This is a genomic window from Bradyrhizobium sp. MI1.3, from assembly GCF_055811695.1.
Genome location: NZ_JBVVPQ010000057.1, coordinates 1 through 20678, shown reverse-complemented (window position 1 = coordinate 20678; position 20678 = coordinate 1). Strand labels below are relative to the sequence as shown.

Below are 20678 nucleotides of genomic sequence, written 5' to 3'. Positions count from 1 at the left end.
CCTGTGGTTGCTCACCCGCCGTGGAGGGCGTCACCGACATTCGCGACAAGAGGGGACATATGAAAGCGACAATGATCAAGGCACTGGCCGCGGCGACCGTCGCTGGTGTTCTTCTTTCCAGCGAGGCCATGGCCCAGGGTGCGAGCAGGCTCGACAAGATCCGTGAGAGCGGCTCGATCACATTGGGGTACCCCGAGACCTCGGTGCCCTTCGCCTATCTCGACGGTAACCAGAAGCCGATCGGTTACACCGTGGAAATCTGTGAACAGGTGGTGCAGGCGATCAAGACGGCCCTCAAGCTCCCGAAGCTCGAGATTCGCTATAACCCCATAACCTCGGCGACACGGATTCAGCTGCTCGCCAACGGGACGATCGATCTCGAATGCGGCAACACGACCAACAATGTCGAGCGGCATAAACTCGTTGCCTTTGCTCCCACCACCTTCGTTGCGCAGGTTGTCCTCGTCGCGCGCAAGGATGGGGGGGTCGATGTCAACGAGCCGGCTTCGTTTCGCGGCAAGGCCATCGCCGCCCAAGCCGGCGGCCAGACTTTCAAGGTGATTACGCTGATCAACGCCAGGGACAATCTCGGCATCACGGTGGTGCCAGCCAAGGACACCGCCGAGACCTTCTTGTTGGTGTCGACGGGCCGTGTGGCCGGCACCGCCAACGATGACGGTCTCGCCTATGCCACGGTCGCATCGTCCAGAACGCCGGATGACTTCCTGATCGGTAGCAAGAGTCTCGAGACGGCGCCCTATGGTATCGTCCAACCCAAGGATGACCCTGCTTTCAAGAAGATGGTCGACGATGCCGTGATCGATCTGATGAAGAGCGGGCAGGTTGAGGCGCTCTACGACAAATATTTCAATTCACCGATCCCGCCGCATGGCCTCAACCTGAAATTTCCGATGAGCGCCGCCCTGAAGCGGGCGCTGGCCAACCCGACGGATTCCGGCGACCCGGCAGTCTACGAATGACGCGACAAGCGCTCTAGAGGTCTCGCAATGGCACATCAACACGACACGAGTCCGGCGGGCGCCGGGTTGCCACCCATCGACCTGCGCAGCGATACTGTCACCAAGCCGACCGAGGCGATGTATGGCCGCATGGCCTCTGCGCCGCTCGGCGATGACGGGCTGGACGGTGACCCGACGGTGCAAGAGCTGGAGGCCGTCACAGCTGCGGCGTTGGGCAAGGACGCCGGCCTGTTTGTGCCGAGCTGCACCATGGCCAATCTGCTGGCGACGCTGGCGCAGTCGCAGCGCAGCGAACAGATCGTGCTGGAATCGAATGCCCATATGTACACCTCGGAACGAGGGGCGGCGACGTTTACCGGGCAGTTCTATCTTGCAATAGCCGGCACCGCCGGAGCTATGGACCTGAATTTGTTGGAGGACGCCCTGCAGGGCGAAGGGCTCAAGCTCGGGACCGCTCTTGTCGCAATGGAAACCTCGCACAACAACGCGAGCGGCGCCGTATTGCCGCTGGATCATATGCAGGCCGTGCACGCCATGGCCTCAGCCCGCGGTGTGCCGGTGCATCTCGACGGCGCGCGGCTGTTCAACGCCGCCGTCGCCCTTGAAACGACGCCGGCCGAGGTTGCGAGACATTGCGACACGGTGTCTCTGTGTCTGTCGAAGGGCCTGAGCGCACCCGCCGGTGCCGTGCTCGCCGGGCCGCGCGCGGTGATCGACAGCAGTCGCAGGTTTCGCCGCATGCTCGGAGGCACGCAGCGCCAGATCGGCGTCCTCGCCGCGGCCGGCCTGGAGGCGGTTCAGGTCATGGGGCCGCGTCTGGCGGAGGATCACCGGCGTGCGCGAGCCCTGAGTGATGCGTTGAACGCGATGCATCCAAACATCAGCGCGACAATCCCGCAGACGAACATCGTGCAGGTTGATGTCTCTCTCTCCGGGCGCGACAGCGCCGTGTGGTCGGGGGCTCTCGAAAAGGCGGGCCTGCGGGCGAGGCCTTGGGGCAAGCATCGCTTGCGTTGTGTGACCCATCGCCATATCGATGATGCGGATATTGATCGTGCGGTCATGGCATTTCGCACCGTGGCTGCGGCTTTGGTTTAGACATCTGCCGATGTGAATCGGGTCTCTTGTAGCCCGGATGGAGCGAAGCGAAATCCGGGGCCGCTGCTTGCGACCGATAGGCTTTCCCGGATTGCGCTGCGCTCCATCCGGACTACGAGATCGTTACTACGTCAGCACGCCCACCACCGCCCCCATCAGACACGTCGTCAGCGTCCCCGACACGATCGACTTCAGCCCGAGCGCGTTGATTTCCTCGCGCCGTTCCGGCGCCATCACGCCGAGACCGCCGATCATGATGCCGAGGCTGGCGAAATTGGCGAAGCCGCACATCGCATACAGCATGATCAGGCGCGAGCGCGGATCGAACGTGCCGGGCGGCAGCTTCGAGAAGTCGACATAGGCGATCAGCTCGTTCAGCACGGTTTTCGTGCCCATCAGGCTACCGGCGGTGATCGCCTGGTCCCACGGCAATCCCATCAGCCAGCACACCGGCGCCATCACGAGGCCGAGCAGGCGCTGCAACGAGATCGCGGCGCCGCCGATATCCGGCAGCAGGCCGAGGATCGCATTGACGAGGTAGACCAGCGCCACCAGCACCAGCAGCATGGCGACGATGTTGATCAGCAGCTCGATCCCCGCGCCGGTCCCTTTCACGATCGCATCCATCGTGCCGGAGACTTCCATGTCGGGATCTTCCAGTGCGCCGCCGGTGCGCTTGTCGGATGTCTCGGGCACCATGATCAGGCTGACCAGGATCGCGGCCGGCGCACCCAGCACCGAGGCGATGACGAAATGCGCGGCTGCATCGGGAATGAGGGGAGCAAGGAGCGTCGCATACAGCACCAGCACCGTGCCGGCGATGCCGGCCATGCCGCCGGTCATTACAAGGAATAACTCGCTGCGGGTCATCTGCGCGAGATAAGGTCGCACGAACAGCGGCGCCTCGACCATGCCGAGAAAGATGTTGGCGGCGGTCGAGAGCCCGACCGCGCCGCCGACGCCGAGCGTCCGCTCGAGCAGCCAGGCCATGCCGCGCACCACCGGCGGCAGCACGCGCCAATAGAACAAGAGCGTCGTCAGCACGCTCATGACCAGCACGATCGGCAGCGCCTGGAACGCCAGGACGAAATCGGCACCCGGTGCTTTCAGGTCGAAGGGCAGGGGACCGCCGCCGACATAGCCGAACACGAAGGAGGAGCCGGCGCGCGAGGCCGCCGAGATCGCGCCCACGGCGTCGTTGATGGTACCGAAGGCGCGCGCGACGACGGGCACCTTCAGGAGAACGATCGCGGTGACGAAGGTAGCGATGAGGCCGATCGCCGCCTGGCGCAGCGAGGCCGCGCGGCGATTCTCGCTCAGGACCAAGGCGATCAACAGCAATGCGAAAATGCCGAGTGCCGATTGCAGCCGCAGCATGATGTCCCCAAACCCCGATGATTATGGCCACCCCTGCATTGCAAACGCAATGCCGGAAAATTGTCGGAGCGTCCCGCTGTTGACAAGCAGGTCCGCGTCAGCCACCCGGAGCACGTCGCCATCAGGAGCCGGATAGTCCGAACGTGACCGAAGAGGCGATGCCAAGCCAGCCAATATCGGGAAACCCGCCGGTCAGCGCCCGCGCGCTCCTCTCCCATCGCGCCTTCCTGTTCTTTCTGCTCTCGCGCAGCTTGTCGCGTTTCTCCAGCCAGATCGCGGCGGTCGCGATCGGCTGGCAGATTTACGATCTCACGGGCTCGGCCTTCGATCTCGGCATGGTCGGCCTCGTGCAATTCCTGCCCACCGCGCTGCTGGTGTTCGTCGCCGGCCATGCCGCCGACCGCTACGAGCGCAAGCGCGTGGTCCAGCTCTGCCAGCTCGTGGAAGCCGCGACCGCGCTCTATCTCGGCGTCATCACCTATCTCGGCTTGGTCAGCGAACTTCAGATTTTCGTGGCAACCTTCGTGCTCGGCATTGCCGGAGCCTTCGAAAGTCCGACCACTGCCGCGCTGCTGCCGGCGATCGCGCCGCAGGGCTCGCTCCAGCGCGCCACCGCCGTCTCCAGCGGTGCGGCGCAGGTCGCGACCATTACAGGGCCGGCGCTCGGCGGTTTTGCCTACGCGGTTGCGCCGCATCTCGCCTACGCGGTGATGGTGCTGTTCTGGATCTTCGGGATGATCCTGACCGGCTTCATCCGGCCGCGCCCGCAGGCGATCGCCAAGGATATGGCGGGAGCCGACGATATCTTCGCCGGCGTCCGCTTCATCCGCAGCAATCCGGCGATCCTCGGCACCATCTCGCTCGATCTGTTCGCGGTGCTGTTCGGCGGCGTCACCGCGCTGTTGCCGATCTATGCCCGAGATATCCTCCAGACCGGTCCGATGGGGCTCGGGATCCTGCGCGCCGCGCCCGCGGTCGGCGCGCTGCTGATGACCATGGTGCTGGCCCGACACGCCATTTCGCGGCATGTGGGCCTGCGCATGTTTCAGGCCGTGATCGTGTTCGGCGTCGCAACGATCGTGTTCGCACTGTCGTCCTGGATGTGGCTGTCGGTGCTCGCGCTCGCCGTTCTCGGCGCGGCCGATACGATCAGCGTCGTGATCCGCTTCTCGCTCGTGCAGCTCGCGACCCCCGACGAGATGCGCGGCCGGGTCGGTGCGGTGAACTTCCTCTTCATCAACGCCTCGAACCAGCTCGGCCAGTTCGAGAGCGGGGTTGCCGCCGCACTGTTCGGCGCCATGCCAGCTGCCGTGCTGGGCGGCGTCTGCACGGTCGCGGTGGCGCTGTTGTGGATGAAGCTGTTTCCGAGCCTGCGGCAGGTGGAGAGTTTGGAGTAGGGGAAGGCCTCGTGTCCCGGACGCGGTGCGGCACGAAGTGACGCGCTGCTGAGCCGGGACCCAGAACGCCAAGAACGAGGTCGCGGATGCGTGGGCCCCGGCTCAGCAGCGCGTCATTGCATGCCGCGCTGCGTCCGGGGCACGAGAGCGGCGTTCAACCCCGCCCGACGAACGGCATCTTGGTTGCCATGACGGTCATGGTCAGCACGTTGGCATCGAGCGGCAGGCCGGCCATGTAGGCGACGGCATCGCCGACCGCTTTCGCGTCCATGCGCGGCTCCTGCTTCGACGTGCCGTCGGGCTGCAGCACGCCGGGACCGTTGACCATGCGATCGGTCATGGGAGTCGCGGCATTGCCGATGTCAACCTGGCCGACTGCGATGTCGTACATGCGGCCGTCGAGGTTGGACGCCTTGGTGAGGCCGGTGATGGCGTGCTTGGTCGAAGTATAGGCCGCCGAGAACGGCCGCGGCGCATGCGCCGAGATCGAGCCGTTGTTGATGATGCGGCCGCCGCGCGGGCTCTGGTCCTTCATGATGCGGAAGGCGTGCTGGGTGCACAGGAACGGGCCTGTGAGGTTGGTGTTCACTACCGCCTGCCACTGCTCGAGGCTGAGATCCTCGAAATTCACCGGCGGTGCGCCCATGCCGGCATTGTTGAAGAGCACGTCGAGCCGGCCATAGGTGGCCTTCACCTTGTCGAACAGCGCGGCGATCGAGTCCGGCTTGGTCATGTCGGCGGTGACGCAGAGGCTTTTTCCCGCAGGACCGAGCTTGGCCGTCTCCTCGAGCATGTCGGGCCGGCGCCCGACCAGCACCACGGTGAAGCCGGTGTTCATCAGCGCCAGTGACGCCGCGCGCCCGACTCCGGTGCCGGCGCCCGTCACCACCGCGATCTTTTTCGCTTCACTCATCGTTTCCTGCCTTTTCTCTTGATCTGTCAGGTTTTGGAGTCTTTTTCGTTCTTGTAGGGCGGCCGCGGAATGTTCTGATGTGCGGCGCGCAAGGCCGCCGACCAGCGCGAGCGCAAATCGTGGAAATAGGGCTCCCCCGCCTCGATGCGGTGGTTGAGATCGGCCTCGCAGGCGTCGGCGCGCACGACCAGTACGTCGATCGGCAGGCCGACGCCGAGATTCGAGCGCATGGTCGAATCCATCGAGATCAGCCCGGTCTTCAGTGCCTCGTAGAGCTCGACGTCGTAATGCATGGCGCGGTCGAGCACCGGCTTGCCGTATTTGTGCTCGCCGATCTGCAGATAGGGTGTGTCGGTGGTGCATTCGATGAAATTGCCGGCGGTGTAGACCATGAACAGGCGCATGCGCGCGCCGCTAATCTGGCCGCCGAACAGGAAGGAGACGTCGAACGACACGTCCTCGGATCTCAGCGCCGGGCCCTCGGTCGCGTGCACGGCCCGGATCGCCCGGCCAATGCGCTGGGCGGCCTGGAACATGGTCGGCGCGTTCATCAGGGTCTCGATCTCACCCGTGTTGGGGTCTTCGAGGCCCTCGGTCAGCGTCGAGAGCACCGACTGGCTGACGGCGAGGTTGCCGGCGCTGGCGATCGCCATGATGCGGTCGCCGGGCTTGGAGAAGATGTGGAGCTTGCGGAAGGTCGAGACGTTGTCGAGGCCCGCATTGGTGCGGGTGTCGGCGATCATCACCAGACCGTCCCGAACCAGAATTCCGCAACAATAGGTCATTTCCAGTCCCCGAACGCGTTTGCGCGGAATTACTAGCCAATTTCAAGGGCCGCTCCAACCCCCGATTGCCGCGGGGCGGCAGGGTGGAAACCGACTGTGGGTGAGGGGCGCGCGCGGCGCGGCTCAGCTCTGCCGCTGGGACTGCGATTGCGACTGGCCGCCGCGGCCGGCCTGCTCGACCTTGACCGCCACCGACAGCGTCTCCGCGCCGCCGCCATAGCGGGTGCCGCGCACGGGCGCTGCGCCGAGATAATCCAGCCCGATCGCGACGCGGACATGGGCGTCGGTGGCGCAGATGCTGTTGGCGGGGTCGAAGCCGACCCAGCCGAGACCGTCGACATAGGCCTCCGCCCAGGCATGGCCCGCGTCCTGATGCACCGTGCCGTCTGAGCGCAGGAAGTGGCCGGAGACAAAGCGCGCCGGCACGCCCCCGCTGCGCGCGCAGGCGATGAAGATGTGCGCGTAGTCCTGGCAGACGCCGCGCTTGAGCGTGAACGCTTCCGCCGCCGACGTGCCGCTGTTGGTGGGGTCCTCGTCGAACGTCATGTGATCGCTGATTTGCGTCATCAGCGTGTGCAGGAAGCCGAGCATGTCGCTCTCGGCCTCGCTGCGCAGCTGGCGCGCGACCGCATTCATCGCCGGATTGACCGCGGTGAGGTCGGTGGCGCGCAAGAACATGCCGGCCGGAAAGCGCTCGTCGGCGCCGCGAAGAACGCCGCCGGTGTCGTGGGTCTCGATCAGGCCCTCGGCGGTGATCTTGATGTCGCCGACGGGTCCGCAGGACAGCACATGGGTGACGTTGCCGAACGCGTCCTCGTGGGTGTCGAGCTTGGTGTCGGTCGACACGTCGATCTGCCACTCCGCCACATATTGCCCGTCATGGCTGCCCGGCGTCATGCGCAGGATCTGGATCACGCTCGTAGCCTGCGGCTCGTAGCGATAGGTCGTGGTGTGCAGGATTCGCAGGCGCATGGTGGACCGTGATTTCTAAATGGTCATTCCGGGGCGATGCGTCAGCATCGAACCCGGAATCTCGAGATTCCGGGTCTGGTCCTACGGACCGTCCCGGAATGACAGAAGGTCAGATCAAATACTGCTTCGTGATGATTTCGCCCAGCCTGGAATTGTCCGAGATGAATTCCTGAATGAATTCATGCACGCCATGCTGGAAAATGTCGTTCATATTGCTGTGTTCCAGCCGGTTGCGGATGCCGCGGGCATGGCGCTGGGCCGGGCCCTGGCGGCCATAGGCGACCCCGATCTGATCGAGATTGCGCACGAGGTTGCCGTAGCAGCTCGCCAGTGAACGCGGCAGCGTGTCGTTGAGGATCAGGAGGTCCGCGATTAGCCAGGGTTTCAGCGTCTCGCGATAGACCCAGTGGTAGGCCGTCAGCGCCGAAACCGAGCGCAGGATCGAGGTCCACTGGTAGAAATCGAGAGGGCCACCGACGTGCTCCTCCTCGGGCAGCAGCACATGGTATTTCACGTCGAGAATACGTGCGGTGTTGTCGGCGCGTTCGAGATGCAGGCCCATCCGCGAAAACCAGTACGCGTCGTTGCGCAACATGGTCCGGTAGGCCGAGCCGTCGAAACGCAGCGAGGTCTCCTGCACGAAGCGCAGGAACTTTGCGAGATCCTCGCGCGTGGAGGTCCCTCTGCTCCAGACCTCCTGCAGTTCGATCCAGGCCGAGTTGATGGTGTCCCACATCTCGCTCGTCAGCGCTGTGCGAACCGAGCGCGAATTCAGCCGCGCCGCCTCGATGCAGTTCCTGATCGAGGACGGATTGTCCGCGGAGAACGAGAGATAGTCGACGACGTTGTGCTCGTTGGCTTCTTCATACTGCTGATAGAAGCTCGCGGCGACGCCGGCGGTCAAAAGCGCCGAGTCCCATTCGTTGGTCTTGCCGATATAGGCGGCGGGAAGCGCGGTGACGCGCAGCGTCGCATCGATGGTGCGCGCGAGATACTCGGCCCGTTCGACGTAACGGGCGAGCCAATAGAGGTTTTCGGCGGTACGCGACAGCATCTCTCTACTCGTCCAGGATCCAGGTATCTTTGGTGCCGCCGCCCTGGCTCGAATTCACCACCAGGGAGCCTTCCTTCAGGGCAACGCGTGTCAACCCGCCGGGCACGATCGTGGTGCTCTTGCTGCCGGTGAGCACGAACGGTCGCAGGTCCACGTGGCGCGGCGCAAGGCCGGATGCCGTGCAGGTCGGGCAGGTCGAGAGCGCCAGCGTCGGCTGCGCGATGAAGCCTTCGGGCTCGCGCTTGAGCTTTTCGCGGAAGGCTTCAATCGTCGCCTTGGTCGCGGCAGGTCCGATCAGCATGCCGTAGCCGCCGGAGCCGTGCACCTCCTTCACGACGAGTTCGTTCAAATTGTCCAGCACATAGGCGAGATCCTTCGGCTCGCGGCAGCGCCAGGTCTGCACGTTCTTCAGAATCGGCTCCTCGCCGAGATAGAATTTCACGATCTCCGGCATGTAGGAGTAGATCGCCTTGTCGTCGGCGATGCCGGTGCCGACGGCGTTGGCGAGCGTGATGTTGCCGGCCGCGTAGGCCGACATCAGCCCGGGCACGCCGAGCGCCGAGTCGGGGCGGAATGTGAGGGGGTCGAGGTAGTCGTCGTCGACGCGGCGGTAGATCACGTCAACACGCTTCACCCCTTCCGTCGTGCGCATGAACACTTCGTTGTTCTTGACGATGAGGTCGCGGCCCTCGACGAGTTCGATGCCGAGCTTGTCGGCGAGGAAGGAGTGCTCGTAATAGGCCGAGTTGTAGACGCCCGGCGTGAGGAGCGCGACGGTCGGCTCGCCGGAGGCGCTTTGCGGCGCCACCGAGCGCAAGGCGGACAGCAGCTCGTCCGGATAGCGTTCGACCGGCGCCACCCTGTGACGGGCGAACAGATCCGGAAACAGCCGCATCATGATCTCGCGGTTTTCCAGCATGTAGGACACGCCCGAAGGCGTGCGCGCATTGTCCTCCAGCACGATGAAGTCCTCGGCATCGACCCTGATGATATCGATGCCGGCGATGTGCACGTAGACGTCGTGCGGCACCTGCTGGCCATTCATCTCAGGACGGAACACCGGGTTCTGGAAGATCAGATCGGCGGGCACGATCTCGGCGCGCAGGATATCGCGGCCGTGATAGATGTCGCGCAGGAACATGTTGAGCGCGCGCACGCGCTGCTTCAGGCCCTTCTCCAGCAGCGACCATTCCTTGCCGGACATGATCCGCGGGATCACGTCGAAGGGGATCAGGCGCTCCGTGGATTCGGAGTCCCCGTAGACCGCGAAGGTAATGCCGATGCGGCGGAAGAGGAGCTCGGCCTCCTGGCGCCGATATTCGAGCGCCTCGGGAGGCGTCTCCTTGAGCCAGCGCGCCAGCTCCTGATAGGCGGGGCGAAGGTCCCCACCGGGAATGTTCATTTCATCAAACGCGACTGCCATAGATCCCGACTTGTCTCCGCAAGGCGTTGCGCCATTCGACAGGCCGCCAGGCCTTGGTGAAGACCGCAACGTCCTGGCCATGCGGCAAGAGTGCATGACTTTCATGCGGTAGCAAGGGCCGGGCCAGCGCGATAAGCATGGGGAGAGGACATTTGCCGGGGATGGCCGGCGGCTTGCCTGAAAAAATGGCTGAGGACTGCTTATTTCGGCAGCAAAACCGCGTGACTTCAACGCGTTACCTCGGCAAAGTCGCGCCGATAGGTGAGGGACTTGAGGTATGAGCGAGATCGTCACGGCGGGTATTCTGGTCATTGGGGACGAAATCCTGTCCGGCCGGACTAAGGACAAGAACATCGGCTTCATCGCCGAATACCTGACCAATATCGGCATCGACCTGAAGGAGGTCCGGGTCGTCTCCGACGACGAGCCCGACATCATTGCCGCGTTGGATGCATTGCGGCATCGCTACACCTATGTCTTCACCACAGGTGGCATCGGGCCGACCCATGACGACATCACCGCCGACAGCGTCGCCAAGGCGTTCGGCGTCGGCATCGACCATCACCCGGAGGTGGTCGCCCGTTTCCGCGAGCGCTGGAGCGAGCAGGACCTCAACGAGGCCCGCCTGCGCATGGCCCGGATTCCTGATGGTGCCGAGTTGATCCAGAGCGCGACCATCCTCGCCCCCGGCTTCAAGATCGGCAATGTCATCGTGATGGCGGGCGTGCCCTCGATCATGCAGGCGATGATGGACATTGTCTCGCCCAAGCTGAAATCGGGCGTGCGCATGCTCTCCGAATCGGTCCGCGCCAATGCGCGGGAAGGCGACATCGGCGGCCCGCTGCGGGCGATTGCCGCCGAACATCCCGACACCATCATCGGCAGCTATCCCTTCACGGATGAAGAGCAGAAGCCCAACACCAATCTGGTGGTGCGCTCGCGCGATGCGGACAAGTTGGCGGCGGCGATGGCCGCGGTGAAGGCAATGCTGGCGGGATTGAATATCAGCCGCTAACAACCAAGCTGCCGGCAGACGAAGGAGACGACAATGGCTGCTGAAGCACCGGAACTAAGTCCGCAAGAACGGGCGGGCCGCCCCTTTCCGGTCTCGTGGGACCAGTTCCACCGGGATTGCCGGGCGCTGACCTGGCGGCTCAACGAGGTTGGTCCGTTTCATGCGGTGATCGCGATCACCCGGGGCGGGCTTGTGCCAGCTGCGATCGTGGCCCGCGAGCTCGGCGTGCGCGTGATCGATACGGTCTGCATCGCCAGCTACGACCACGACAAACAGGGCGACCTCAAAGTGCTGAAGGGCATCTCCGAAGACGTGATGAAGCTCGGCGGCGGCACCGGCAAGGGGCTCCTGATCGTCGACGACCTCGTCGATACCGGCAAGACCGGCAAGCTGGTGCGCGCGATGCTCCCCGATGCGCATTTCGCCACCGTCTACGCCAAGCCGAAGGGACGTCCGCTGGTCGATACCTTCATCACCGAAGTCTCGCAGGACACATGGATATTCTTCCCCTGGGACACCGCGCTGTCGTACCACCCGCCGCTTCGCGACGGGGCGGCGTGAGTATCACCGTCATTGCGAGCGCAGCGAAGCAATCCAGAAATGTGTCCGCGGAAATAGTCTGGATTGCTTCGTCGCTTCGCTCCTCGCAATGACGGGCAGAAGCGACCATGCCCCTGCAAAACCGCGTCACGCCGACCGGCGAGATCATCGCGACACCACATCGCGGCCTATTCACCGGTAACCGCGGCATCATCCATGATCCCGCGACCAAGACGCTGCTGAAAAAGCGCTGGTCGTCGCCGGCCTGGATCACCTGCCTATGTGAATTCCGCGGCTGGCGGCGGCCGGTGATGGCGCGGCGGAGTTGGACCGAACTGTTCTTCCTGGACGAGGCCACCGCCTTTGCCGCAGGCCACCGTCCCTGCTTCTTCTGCCGCCGTGACGATGCGAAGCGCTTTCGCAATGCATGGGAAGCAGGGAATGATGCAAGCGGCATCAGCGCCAAGGCGATGGATGCCGTACTGCATCGGGAACGACTCGAGCGCGGCAAGAAACGGCTGCATGCGCTGCCGAGGCCGCTCGCGGAATTACCGGACGGCGCGATGGTGCAGCAGGGGGATGACTGCTTCCTCGTCGCGCAGGGCAAAGCGCTGCTGTGGTCATTCGCGGGCTACGCCGCGTATCCGAGCGCCCTCGATCATCCGATGCTGTTGACGCCGCCTTCCACACTCCGCGCGATCAACTCCGGATATCAGCCTGTGCTGCATCCGACCGCGCGCCGCTAGCGCAGCGGATTGCCGTCTTCATCCACTGTCGTGCGCGCATCGCGCAGCGCCCATTCGCGGATCACTTGACGGCACCGGATCAGTTCGACTTCGTTGGCGGCGTTCGCCTCCCTCGATGCTCGCTCCACCATCGCCTTGCAGGTGAGGAGCACCGAGCGATCCTCACCGCGCGCCGGCAGTGCGATCGCCGCAAGCGTCGCAACAACGAAAGCGGATCGGACCACCGCCTTAACCCAGCTTCTCGCGTGCCAGCGCAGCACCGGCCCCAAGCGCCATCAGCTTGGCTTCGGCGATCTCGCGCCGCATCGGCGCCATGCCGCAATTGGTGGTGGCGATGATGTTGCTCTTGGGCACGAATTTCGACACCGCGTCGATCACCTGCACGACGTCATCGGCCGTCTCCACCGTGTCGCTGGCGACGTCGATCACGCCGGCCTGCACGATCTTGGTCTTGAGCAGGGCAAGCAGGTCGAGCGGCACCTTCGAGTTGCGGCATTCGATCGCGACCTGCTGGATCGGGCTGGCGTCGATCGCGGGAAAGATCTGCTCGTACTGCCGCCATTGCGCGCCGAGCGTTTCCTTCCAGTCGGTGTTGGCCTTGATGCCGTAGCCGTAGCAGATGTGCACGGCGGTGGCGCAGGTCAGGCCCTGCGCGGCGTGCTCCAGCGCCTTGATGCCCCAATCGTTGACCTCGTCCATGTAGACGTTGAAGGCGGGCTCGTCGAATTGCACGAGATCGACGCCGTCGGCCCGGAGCGCCTTGGCTTCCTCGTTCAGGAGTTCGGCGAACGCAAAGGCCATCTTGACGCGATCGCCATAGTAGCGATCGGCAATGGTGTCGATGATGGTCATCGGGCCGGGCAGGGTGAATTTCAGCTTCTTCTTGGTGTGCGTGCGGGCGACGCGCGCTTCGTCGGCGTGGACGCGTCCTTTGAGCCGGAGTGGGGCCACGACCTGAGGCACCATCGCCTTGTAGCGATCCTTGCGGATGCCCATCTCGACCTTGTGGGCGAAATCGATGCCCTCGATCTTCTCCAGGAAACCGTGGACGAAATGTTGCCGGGCCTGCTCGCCCTCGGTGACGATGTCGATCCCGGCATCCTCCTGGACCTTGACGGCAAGCATCGTCGCATCGCGCTTGGCGCGGACGAGCTCGTCGCCTTGCGACTTCCAGGGCGCCCAGAGCATGTTGGGTTCGGCGAGCCATTCCGGCTTCGGCAAGGAGCCGGCGATCGTGGTTGGAAACAGCATGGCGGCCCTCTCGGCGAGTTGTGATTGCGCCCCTTCCTGCCATGTCTTAACGTCGAGGTACAGAACAACAAAAGTCGCCTTGAAACCGGCGGCGTCGGACCGGAAACGCCATGATCGAATTCTTCTTCGACTGTTCCAGCCCCTGGACCTATCTCGCCTTCCACAACATCCAGCCGCTGGCCAGGGAGGTTGGCGCGGAGATCATCTGGCGGCCGATCCTGGTGGGCGGCATCTTCAATACGGTCAACCCAAGTGTCTATGCGCAACGTGAGACACCGGTGCCGCTGAAGGCGCGCTACATGAAAAAGGACCTTGCCGACTGGTCGCGCTCGGCCGGTCTCGCGATCAAGATGCCGCCGACGGTGTTTCCGGTCAACAGCGTCAAAGCGATGCGCGGCTGCATCTGGCTCGGGCAGGAAACGGTGCCTTTCGCCACGGCGGTGTTCGAGACCTATTGGGGCGAGGACAAGGACATCTCGCAGGACGCAGTGCTCGCCGAGATCTGCAGGAAGGTCGGCGTCGATGAGCAGAAATTCTTCGCGGGCATTTCCGGGCAGGGAATCAAGGATCAGCTCAAGGCCAACACCGAAGAAGTCGTCGCCCGCGGCGGCTTTGGCTCGCCGACGATCTTCGTCGGCAAGACCGACATGTATTTCGGCAATGACCGCCTGCCCTTGATCCGCGAGGCGCTGCTGCGCGGCAAGGCGAGCGCGGCCTGATGGTGCGGGCTGTCGTCTGCCGCGCGCTCGGCGCGCCCGAAAAATTGCAGATCGAAAAGTTTCCGTCGCGCGCCCTGAAGCCGGGCGAAGTGCGCGTCGCGATCCGTGCGGCTGGGTTGAATTTTCCAGACGTGCTGATGGCGGCCGGCGAGTACCAGCTCAAGCCGGAGCTGCCGTTTACGCCGGGAATGGAGGCGGCCGGCGACGTGACCGAGGTCGGCGCAGAGGCGAGCGGCGTCGCCGTCGGCGACAAGGTCATCGTCAAGATGCGGCACGGCGCCTTCACGGATGAAGCCGTGGCGACGCCGTCGCAGCTCACGTCGATGCCATCGACGTTCGACTATGCGGAGGCCGCGACTTATCTCGCCGGGCACGGCACCGCCTATCACGCGCTGATCGATCGCGGCCGGGTCGAGCCGGGCGAGGTGCTGCTGGTGCATGGCGCCGGCGGGGGCGTGGGCCTTGCTGCCGTCGAGATCGGGAAGATGCTGGGCGCGACCGTGATTGCGACGGCCTCCAGCGACGAAAAGCTCGCGATTGCCAGGGCGCGGGGCGCCGATCATCTCGTGCGCTACGACCGCGAGCCGTTTCGTGATGCCGTCAAACGTATCACCGACGGTCGCGGTGCCGACGTCGTGTTCGATCCCGTCGGCGGCGAAGTGTTCGAGAATTCGATGCGTTGCATCGCCTGGGGCGCACGGCTGCTGGTGATCGGCTTCACCGGCGGCATCGGCTCGGCGAAAACCAATCTCTTGCTGATCAAAGGCGCCAGCGTGCTCGGCGTGCGAGCGGGCGAAGCGGTACGCAAAAATCCCGCGCTCGGTGAGGTCAGGCTGAAGGCGCTGCTCCAATGGGCCGAGGAGGGCAAGCTGCGGCCCAACGTCTCGCACCGCCTGCCGCTGGAGGAGGTTGCGAAGGCGATGCGGTTGCTGATCGACCGCAAGGCGATCGGGCGCGTGGCGTTGGTGATGGAGTGACAGTGCCGTAGGGTGGGCAAAGGCGCGTGAGCGCCGTGCCCACCATTTATCGGCAACCGTGACAAGAATGGTGGGCACGCTTCGCTTTGCCCACCCTACGATGCCCTACTTGTATTCCCGCTCTGTCCACCACGGGAAATAATCCGGCATGTCGCTCGATACCTTGTTCTTGAACTGCGCAGGGCGCTTTTCCAGGAACGACACCACGCCTTCCTTCACATCGTCCGAGCGGCCGCGGGCGTAGATGCCACGGCTGTCGACCTTGTGGGCCTCCATCGGATCGTCGGCGCCCATCATGCGCCACATCATCTGGCGGATCAGCGCCACTGACACGGGCGCCGTCTTCGCCGCGAATTCCTTGGCGAGCGCGCGGGCGGTCGGCAGCAGATCATCAGGGGCTACGACCTTGCTGACGAGGCGACCGGCGAGGGCTTCCTGCGCCGGGAAGACGCGGCCCGAATAGCACCATTCCAGCGCCTGCGAGATGCCGACGATGCGCGGCAGGAACCAGCTCGAGGCAGCTTCCGGCACGATGCCGCGCTGGGAGAACACGAAGCCGAACCGCGCGGCATCGGACGCGATGCGGATGTCCATAGCGAGCTGCATGGTGACGCCGATGCCGACCGCGGGTCCGTTCACCGCGGCAATCACCGGCTTCAGGCACTTGAAGATGCGCAGCGTCACCTGGCCACCGCCGTCGCGCACCTGGGAATCACTGTAGTCGACCTTTCCGTCGGCGAAGCGCTTCACCGGCCCGCGCCGTGCGTCGCGATCAAAGGTGTCGGCACCAGACGAAAGGTCTGCGCCCGCGCAAAAACCGCGGCCGGCGCCTGTGACGATGATGGCGCGGACGTCGTCGTCCTTGTCGGCGGCGTCGAACGCGTCGATCAGCTCTCCTTGCATCTGCGCGTTGAAGGCGTTGAGCTTGTCGGGCCGGTTCAGCGTGATGGTGAGGATCTGCTCGGCGATTTCGTATTTAATCGTCTCATACGCCATGGTGGTTTCCTTCCCTGTCCTGAATTCTGTCTCGAAGAGACGTCATGCATGGCTGCCAGCGTCCGTTTTGCGCGGACTGGGCGTGTGGTGGCCAAGCTCTACTTCGCCGGCGGGCTGGGCCAGGGCTTCTGCGGGCCGCGCAGGCTCTCGAACGCCTTGGCCATGCCGAGCACGCCGATATCGTCGAAGCGGCGGCCGACGATCTGCACGCCGATGGGAAAACCCTTGGCGTCGAAGCCGCCGTTGATGGAGATCGCCGGATTTTCCGACATATTCCACGGAACGGTATAGGCGATATGCTCGAAAGGCTTCATGGGATCGTTGGTCGGCGAGGCCCACTCCGCCGGATAGTTCACGTTCGGCGCGGTCGGCGAGATCACATAGTCGAGTTCGCAGAACAGCTTCGATGCCGCGGCGCGGATTGCCATAGTCTGGTTGAAGCCACGGATAACGTCGACACCCGAGAGCTTCGCGCCGGACTCGCCCCACTTGAAAATGTAGGGCAGCACCTTTGCCTGTTCGGCGGGCGTCAGCTTCGACAGATCATCCCACATCCGCGCGCGCCAGAAATTGTCGAGGCCGTCGAGCATCTCGCGCGTGAGGATGCCGTCGACTTCGGTGACGACGGCGGCTGCGGATTCGAACGCTTTCGCCGCCTTCACAGCGACCTCGCGCACCGGTTTCTCCAGCGCCAGGCCAACGCCGGGATCGAGCATCAGTCCGATGCGGAGTTTGCGCGGGGATTTCTCCAGCCCCTTCCAGTTGAGGGGCTCCGCGGGCAGGCTCGTGCCGTCGCGCCGGTCGGGTTTTGCGATCGCGCTCATCATCAGCGCGCAATCGTCGACGGTGCGGGTCATAGGACCGGCGACGCGGCCGACATAGGCGGGATCGATCGGCACGCGTCCAAAGCTCGGCTTCAATCCGACGAGGCCGCACCAGCCCGCGGGCAGGCGGACCGAGCCGCCGATATCAGTCCCGAGATGCAGCGGGCCATAGCCGGCCGCGGCCGCGGCGCCCGCGCCGGCGCTGGAGCCGCCGGGATTTTTGGAGAGGTCCCAGGGATTACGCGCGAGCGCATGGAAAGAGGACAGCCCCGAGGACAGCATGCCGTAATCGGGCATGGTGGTCTTGGCGAAGATGATCGCACCGGCCTCGCGCAGCCGCGCGGCGGGTGGTGCGTCCTTCTCGGCCGGCACCAGCTTGACGCTGGCCGCGCCCAGCGGCACCGGCACGCCTTTGGTCGCGATGTTGTCCTTCACCGTCACCGGCACGCCGTCGAGCGCTCCGGACGGCTCGCCCCCGGTCCAGCGTGCGGTCGAGGCCTTCGCGGCCTCGCGCGCGCCGTCGGGATCGAATGCATAGAGCGCCTTGAGGTGCGGCTCCCAAGCTGCGACGTGCGCGAGCACGTCTTCCAGCACCTCGCTCGGCGAGAACTGCTTGGCGCGATAGCCCGCGATTAGATCGACCGCGGAGAGATCGTGCAGCGAGGTGACGTCCTCTTCGACGCTCTTTTTATGCATGGGCACCCACCGGCATCCGGGTCTCGATGATCCGGGCGAACATGCTGGCACCGATCGGCAGGATCTTGTCGTCGAGCACGAAGCCGGGATTGTGCACGGGCACCGAGCCGTCGTGGCCGACCCAGAAATAGGCGCCGGGAATGGTTTGCAGCATGTCGGCAAAATCCTCGCTGCCCATCTTCGGCTGGGCGCGGGTGATCACGTTGGCGGGGTCGACGATGGTGCGCGCGACGTCTTCGACCACCTTGGACTGCTCGACCTGGTTGACCAGCACATCGAAGGTGTCGCGGACGTCGACGTCGATCACGCACTGATAGGCGCTCGCGATGCCGGCGCAGATCGTGCGAATGCGTTCGCTGATCAGGGTGCGGACTTCTTTCGAGAAAGTGCGGATGGTGCCGCAAAGATGCGCTTCGCCGGGGATGACGTTGTACGCCGAGCCGGCGTGGATCTGCGTGATCGAGACGACTGCGGCCTGCAGCGGCTCGACGTTGCGGCTGACGATGGTCTGGATCGCCTGCGCCAGCGTGGTCGCGATGATCACAGCGTCCTTGGAGCGTTCGGGCATCGCGCCGTGCGCGCCGTAGCCGGTGATGCGGAGGTCGAAGAAGTCGGCGCTGGCCATCGCAGGGCCGGGAAGGATCGCGATCTCGCCGTGGTTGAGGTCCGGCGCATTGTGCAGGCCGTAGAGCTCGTCGCAGGGAAACTTCTCGAACAGCCCGTCCTTGATCATCGCGCGGGCGCCGCCGAGGCCTTCCTCGGCCGGCTGGAAGATCAGGTGTACGGTACCGTCGAAGTTCTTGGTCTCGGCGAGGTAGCGCGCGGTGCCGAGCAGCATGGTGGTGTGGCCGTCATGGCCACAGCCGTGGAAGCGGCCCGGGATTTTCGAACTCCATTTCAGATTGGTGTTCTCCTCCATTGGCAGCGCGTCCATGTCGGCGCGAAGCCCGATGCGCTTGCCGCTCGACCCCTTGCCCTTGATGATTCCGATCACGCCGGTGCCGCCGAGACCGCGATGCACCTCGATGCCCCAGCTCTTCAGCTTGTCGGCGACGATGCCGGAGGTGCGCACTTCCTCGAAGCCGATTTCCGGATGGGCGTGGAGGTCGCGCCTGATAGCGGTGAGTTCGTCGGCATAGCCGTCGATGCGGTCAATCGTGGGCATGTGTTCTGTCCAGTTAGCGTGAGGAGGGAGTGAAAACCGGGCCGTTCGGCTTGATGCGGATGCCCGGCCGCAGGCGTGTCCATGGCAGCGTGGCTGTGTCGGCCGGCATCGCGCCGGGGGCAGCGCAGATCATCAGCTTTTCCGCGATCGGCTCGAAATCCGCGCGGAAGTGCACCGAGCTCTTGTTGACCAAAATCTTCTCTTCGGTCGGCTCGATGCCGACATAGCGGTACATGGCCTGATCGGCGAGCTGCGCCTTGTGCGAGGAGACGACGATTCGGACGTCGCCGATGCGAAGGCAGGCGGACGCGCCCATCTCCATCTCGCGGCCGCCATAGTAGGGCCCGGGCGCGATGAAGCGGCCATCGGAGAGCTTTTCAACGACGAAGGTCTCACGATAGGGCTCATCGCCGGGAATGCCGGACTTGCCGCCGAGCGACAGCGTCACGGTGGCGCCGACGCCGGCTGCATGCGCGGCCTTGGCCGATTCCGGATCGTAGATCGCACCGGTCGCGGCGCTGGCCTTGTTGCGGACCAGCGCTCGTAGCATTCCGGTGGTGTCGGAATCGCCGCCGGCGCCGGGATTGTCCTGGGTGTCGGCGATGATGATCGGCTTGCTCGCGCCCTTCGAGAGTTCCATCGCGTGGCGCACGCCGTCATCGGGTGACCAGATCTTGCCGTCGAAATCGTCCTCGTGGCTTTCGATCAGCTTCACGATCGCATCCGCCGCGCGATCGGCATCGGCTTGCGTCTTGCCAAAGGCGAACACGCTCGGCCCGCAATCGCGGAAATCGGCGGCGGGGAAGCCGGGTGCGAAGGACAATGTCGGAACCGCATCGCTCTCCAGCGCGGCAAGCTTTTCGTAGATGCCCTTGGTGGGCTGGTCGTTGGTGCACTGCCAGCTGATCGGGATCAGGAACGGCAATTGCCGGAAGGCTTTTGCGAAACGCTGCTTTGTCTTCAGCAGCAATGCGAGATGTTGCGCGCAGGCGCGGCCGGTCTCGGCCATGTCGACATGGGGATAGGTGCGGTAGGCGATCAGCGCGTCCGCATGCTCCATCATCTCGGGGGTGACGTTGGCGTGGAGATCCAGGCTGGTGACCAGCGGAATGTCCTTGCCGATGACGCGGCGCACGCGCGCCAGGATCTCGCCTTCGCCGTCGTCGAGATGTTCCGTGACCATCGCGCCGTGCAGATCGAGATAGACGGCGTCGATCGGGCCGGCGGCTGCAATTCCGTCGACCATGACCTTCACGATGCGCTCGAAGGCGTCCCTGGTGACATGCGCCGAGGGGCTCGCGCCGCAGGCAATCGTCGGAACGAGTTCCCAGCCGTGGGCCTCGGCGCTGTCGACGAAACCGGCGAGGCCGACATTGATTCGGCGCATCACCTTCAGCACGTCGGGACCTTGCGTCATTGCCGGCCAGCCGCCGCCGTGCTGGAAGTCCGCGAAGGTCGCCTTCGTCGGAGCGAAGGTGTTGGTCTCGTGCAGGAAGCCGCCGACGGCGATACGTGTCATCAACTCAAGTCCAGCAATTGAAAGTGCGCGACGTTAGCCCTGTGCTTGCGGCGAGAGCAAGCCGGGAAGCAATCGCGCCATGCATGGCGTCAGGCCGTTTTGGGAATGCTTGTCGCAACCGCCGTGGATTGGGGGGCCACCCAAGAAAAAAAAAAAACACCCCCCGGGGACCGTGGGGTTTTTTTAGATGGGGCGGCAAAGCGCAGGGGTTGGTAATGGCGGAGCCCCCCC

20 protein-coding genes are annotated in these 20678 nt (G+C 64.5%); 8 read left to right on the top strand and 12 right to left on the bottom strand.

What is annotated here, in order from left to right:
• Positions 1-59 precede the first annotated feature (59 nt).
• Both AC0L3A_RS30445 and AC0L3A_RS30440 read left to right on the top strand, forming a co-directional pair.
• Positions 60-980 (top strand): amino acid ABC transporter substrate-binding protein, encoded by a 921-nt coding sequence (locus tag AC0L3A_RS30445; RefSeq protein ID WP_219685645.1) that lies wholly within the window; start codon positions 60-62, stop codon positions 978-980.
• A gap of 27 nt (positions 981-1007) precedes the next feature.
• On the top strand, positions 1008-2078 hold the full coding sequence (locus tag AC0L3A_RS30440) for a threonine aldolase family protein (protein ID WP_007602486.1): 1071 nt from the start codon (positions 1008-1010) through the stop codon (positions 2076-2078).
• A gap of 126 nt (positions 2079-2204) precedes the next feature.
• Here AC0L3A_RS30440 and AC0L3A_RS30435 read toward each other — a convergent pair whose 3' ends face one another.
• Positions 2205-3455 (bottom strand): NupC/NupG family nucleoside CNT transporter, encoded by a 1251-nt coding sequence (locus tag AC0L3A_RS30435; RefSeq protein ID WP_007602488.1) that lies wholly within the window; start codon positions 3453-3455, stop codon positions 2205-2207.
• Between the two features lie 158 nt (positions 3456-3613).
• Between AC0L3A_RS30435 and AC0L3A_RS30430 the strand changes: the two genes are divergently transcribed.
• Positions 3614-4852, top strand: a complete 1239-nt coding sequence (locus AC0L3A_RS30430) for an MFS transporter (RefSeq protein WP_219685650.1) — start codon at positions 3614-3616, stop codon at positions 4850-4852.
• A gap of 154 nt (positions 4853-5006) precedes the next feature.
• Here the strand turns inward: AC0L3A_RS30430 and AC0L3A_RS30425 are convergent, their stop codons facing one another.
• From AC0L3A_RS30425 to AC0L3A_RS30405, 5 genes are all read right to left on the bottom strand, one after another.
• Positions 5007-5765 carry an SDR family oxidoreductase gene (locus AC0L3A_RS30425; protein ID WP_007602492.1) on the bottom strand — a complete coding sequence of 253 codons (759 nt, stop codon included), beginning with the start codon at positions 5763-5765 and terminating at the stop codon, positions 5007-5009.
• 26 nt (positions 5766-5791) lie between these two features.
• The gene (locus tag AC0L3A_RS30420; RefSeq protein WP_219685646.1) at positions 5792-6550 is read right to left on the bottom strand and encodes a proteasome-type protease; all 759 of its coding nucleotides are present in this window, start codon (positions 6548-6550) and stop codon (positions 5792-5794) included.
• 123 nt (positions 6551-6673) lie between these two features.
• A complete protein-coding gene (locus AC0L3A_RS30415; RefSeq protein WP_219685647.1) occupies positions 6674-7522 on the bottom strand; it encodes a transglutaminase family protein in 849 nt (282 codons plus the stop codon).
• Between the two features lie 109 nt (positions 7523-7631).
• Positions 7632-8576, bottom strand: coding sequence for an alpha-E domain-containing protein (locus tag AC0L3A_RS30410; RefSeq protein ID WP_007602499.1), 945 nt, complete (start codon positions 8574-8576; stop codon positions 7632-7634).
• A 4-nt stretch (positions 8577-8580) separates the two neighbouring features.
• Positions 8581-9999, bottom strand: coding sequence for a circularly permuted type 2 ATP-grasp protein (locus tag AC0L3A_RS30405; protein ID WP_007602500.1), 1419 nt, complete (start codon positions 9997-9999; stop codon positions 8581-8583).
• A 277-nt stretch (positions 10000-10276) separates the two neighbouring features.
• Between AC0L3A_RS30405 and AC0L3A_RS30400 the strand changes: the two genes are divergently transcribed.
• From AC0L3A_RS30400 to AC0L3A_RS30390, 3 genes are all read left to right on the top strand, one after another.
• Complete coding sequence (locus tag AC0L3A_RS30400) at positions 10277-11014, top strand: competence/damage-inducible protein A (protein WP_473255741.1); 738 nt, start codon at positions 10277-10279, stop codon at positions 11012-11014.
• Positions 11015-11047: 33 nt separating this feature from the next.
• Positions 11048-11575, top strand: coding sequence for a xanthine phosphoribosyltransferase (gpt, locus tag AC0L3A_RS30395; protein ID WP_219685723.1), 528 nt, complete (start codon positions 11048-11050; stop codon positions 11573-11575).
• Between the two features lie 107 nt (positions 11576-11682).
• A complete protein-coding gene (locus AC0L3A_RS30390) occupies positions 11683-12300 on the top strand; it encodes a hypothetical protein (protein ID WP_007602506.1) in 618 nt (205 codons plus the stop codon).
• On the opposite strand, the gene AC0L3A_RS30385 is transcribed toward AC0L3A_RS30390, so the two are convergent.
• Positions 12297-12560: a hypothetical protein gene (locus tag AC0L3A_RS30385; protein ID WP_245286113.1), complete on the bottom strand. Its 264-nt coding sequence runs from the start codon at positions 12558-12560 to the stop codon at positions 12297-12299. The two genes, AC0L3A_RS30390 and AC0L3A_RS30385, sit on opposite strands and share 4 nt — an antisense overlap.
• Positions 12529-13551 (bottom strand): methionine synthase, encoded by a 1023-nt coding sequence (locus AC0L3A_RS30380; RefSeq protein ID WP_219685718.1) that lies wholly within the window; start codon positions 13549-13551, stop codon positions 12529-12531. The genes AC0L3A_RS30385 and AC0L3A_RS30380 overlap by 32 nt, the downstream gene beginning before the upstream one ends.
• A 110-nt stretch (positions 13552-13661) precedes the next feature.
• Between AC0L3A_RS30380 and AC0L3A_RS30375 the strand changes: the two genes are divergently transcribed.
• Both AC0L3A_RS30375 and AC0L3A_RS30370 read left to right on the top strand, forming a co-directional pair.
• The gene (locus AC0L3A_RS30375) at positions 13662-14270 is read left to right on the top strand and encodes a 2-hydroxychromene-2-carboxylate isomerase (RefSeq protein WP_219685719.1); all 609 of its coding nucleotides are present in this window, start codon (positions 13662-13664) and stop codon (positions 14268-14270) included.
• Complete coding sequence (locus AC0L3A_RS30370; protein WP_219685720.1) at positions 14270-15247, top strand: NADPH:quinone oxidoreductase family protein; 978 nt, start codon at positions 14270-14272, stop codon at positions 15245-15247. Before AC0L3A_RS30375 ends, AC0L3A_RS30370 begins: the two co-directional genes overlap by 1 nt.
• 105 nt (positions 15248-15352) lie before the next feature.
• Here AC0L3A_RS30370 and AC0L3A_RS30365 read toward each other — a convergent pair whose 3' ends face one another.
• The 4 genes from AC0L3A_RS30365 to AC0L3A_RS30350 form a co-directional block, all read right to left on the bottom strand.
• Positions 15353-16243, bottom strand: coding sequence for a crotonase/enoyl-CoA hydratase family protein (locus AC0L3A_RS30365; RefSeq protein WP_377789178.1), 891 nt, complete (start codon positions 16241-16243; stop codon positions 15353-15355).
• Positions 16244-16341: 98 nt separating this feature from the next.
• A complete protein-coding gene (locus tag AC0L3A_RS30360; RefSeq protein WP_219685707.1) occupies positions 16342-17763 on the bottom strand; it encodes an amidase in 1422 nt (473 codons plus the stop codon).
• The gene (locus AC0L3A_RS30355) at positions 17756-18928 is read right to left on the bottom strand and encodes a M20 aminoacylase family protein (RefSeq protein WP_473255737.1); all 1173 of its coding nucleotides are present in this window, start codon (positions 18926-18928) and stop codon (positions 17756-17758) included. The genes AC0L3A_RS30360 and AC0L3A_RS30355 overlap by 8 nt, the downstream gene beginning before the upstream one ends.
• Before the next feature lie 13 nt (positions 18929-18941).
• The gene (locus AC0L3A_RS30350; RefSeq protein WP_354128111.1) at positions 18942-20447 is read right to left on the bottom strand and encodes a M81 family metallopeptidase; all 1506 of its coding nucleotides are present in this window, start codon (positions 20445-20447) and stop codon (positions 18942-18944) included.
• Positions 20448-20678 lie beyond the last annotated feature (231 nt).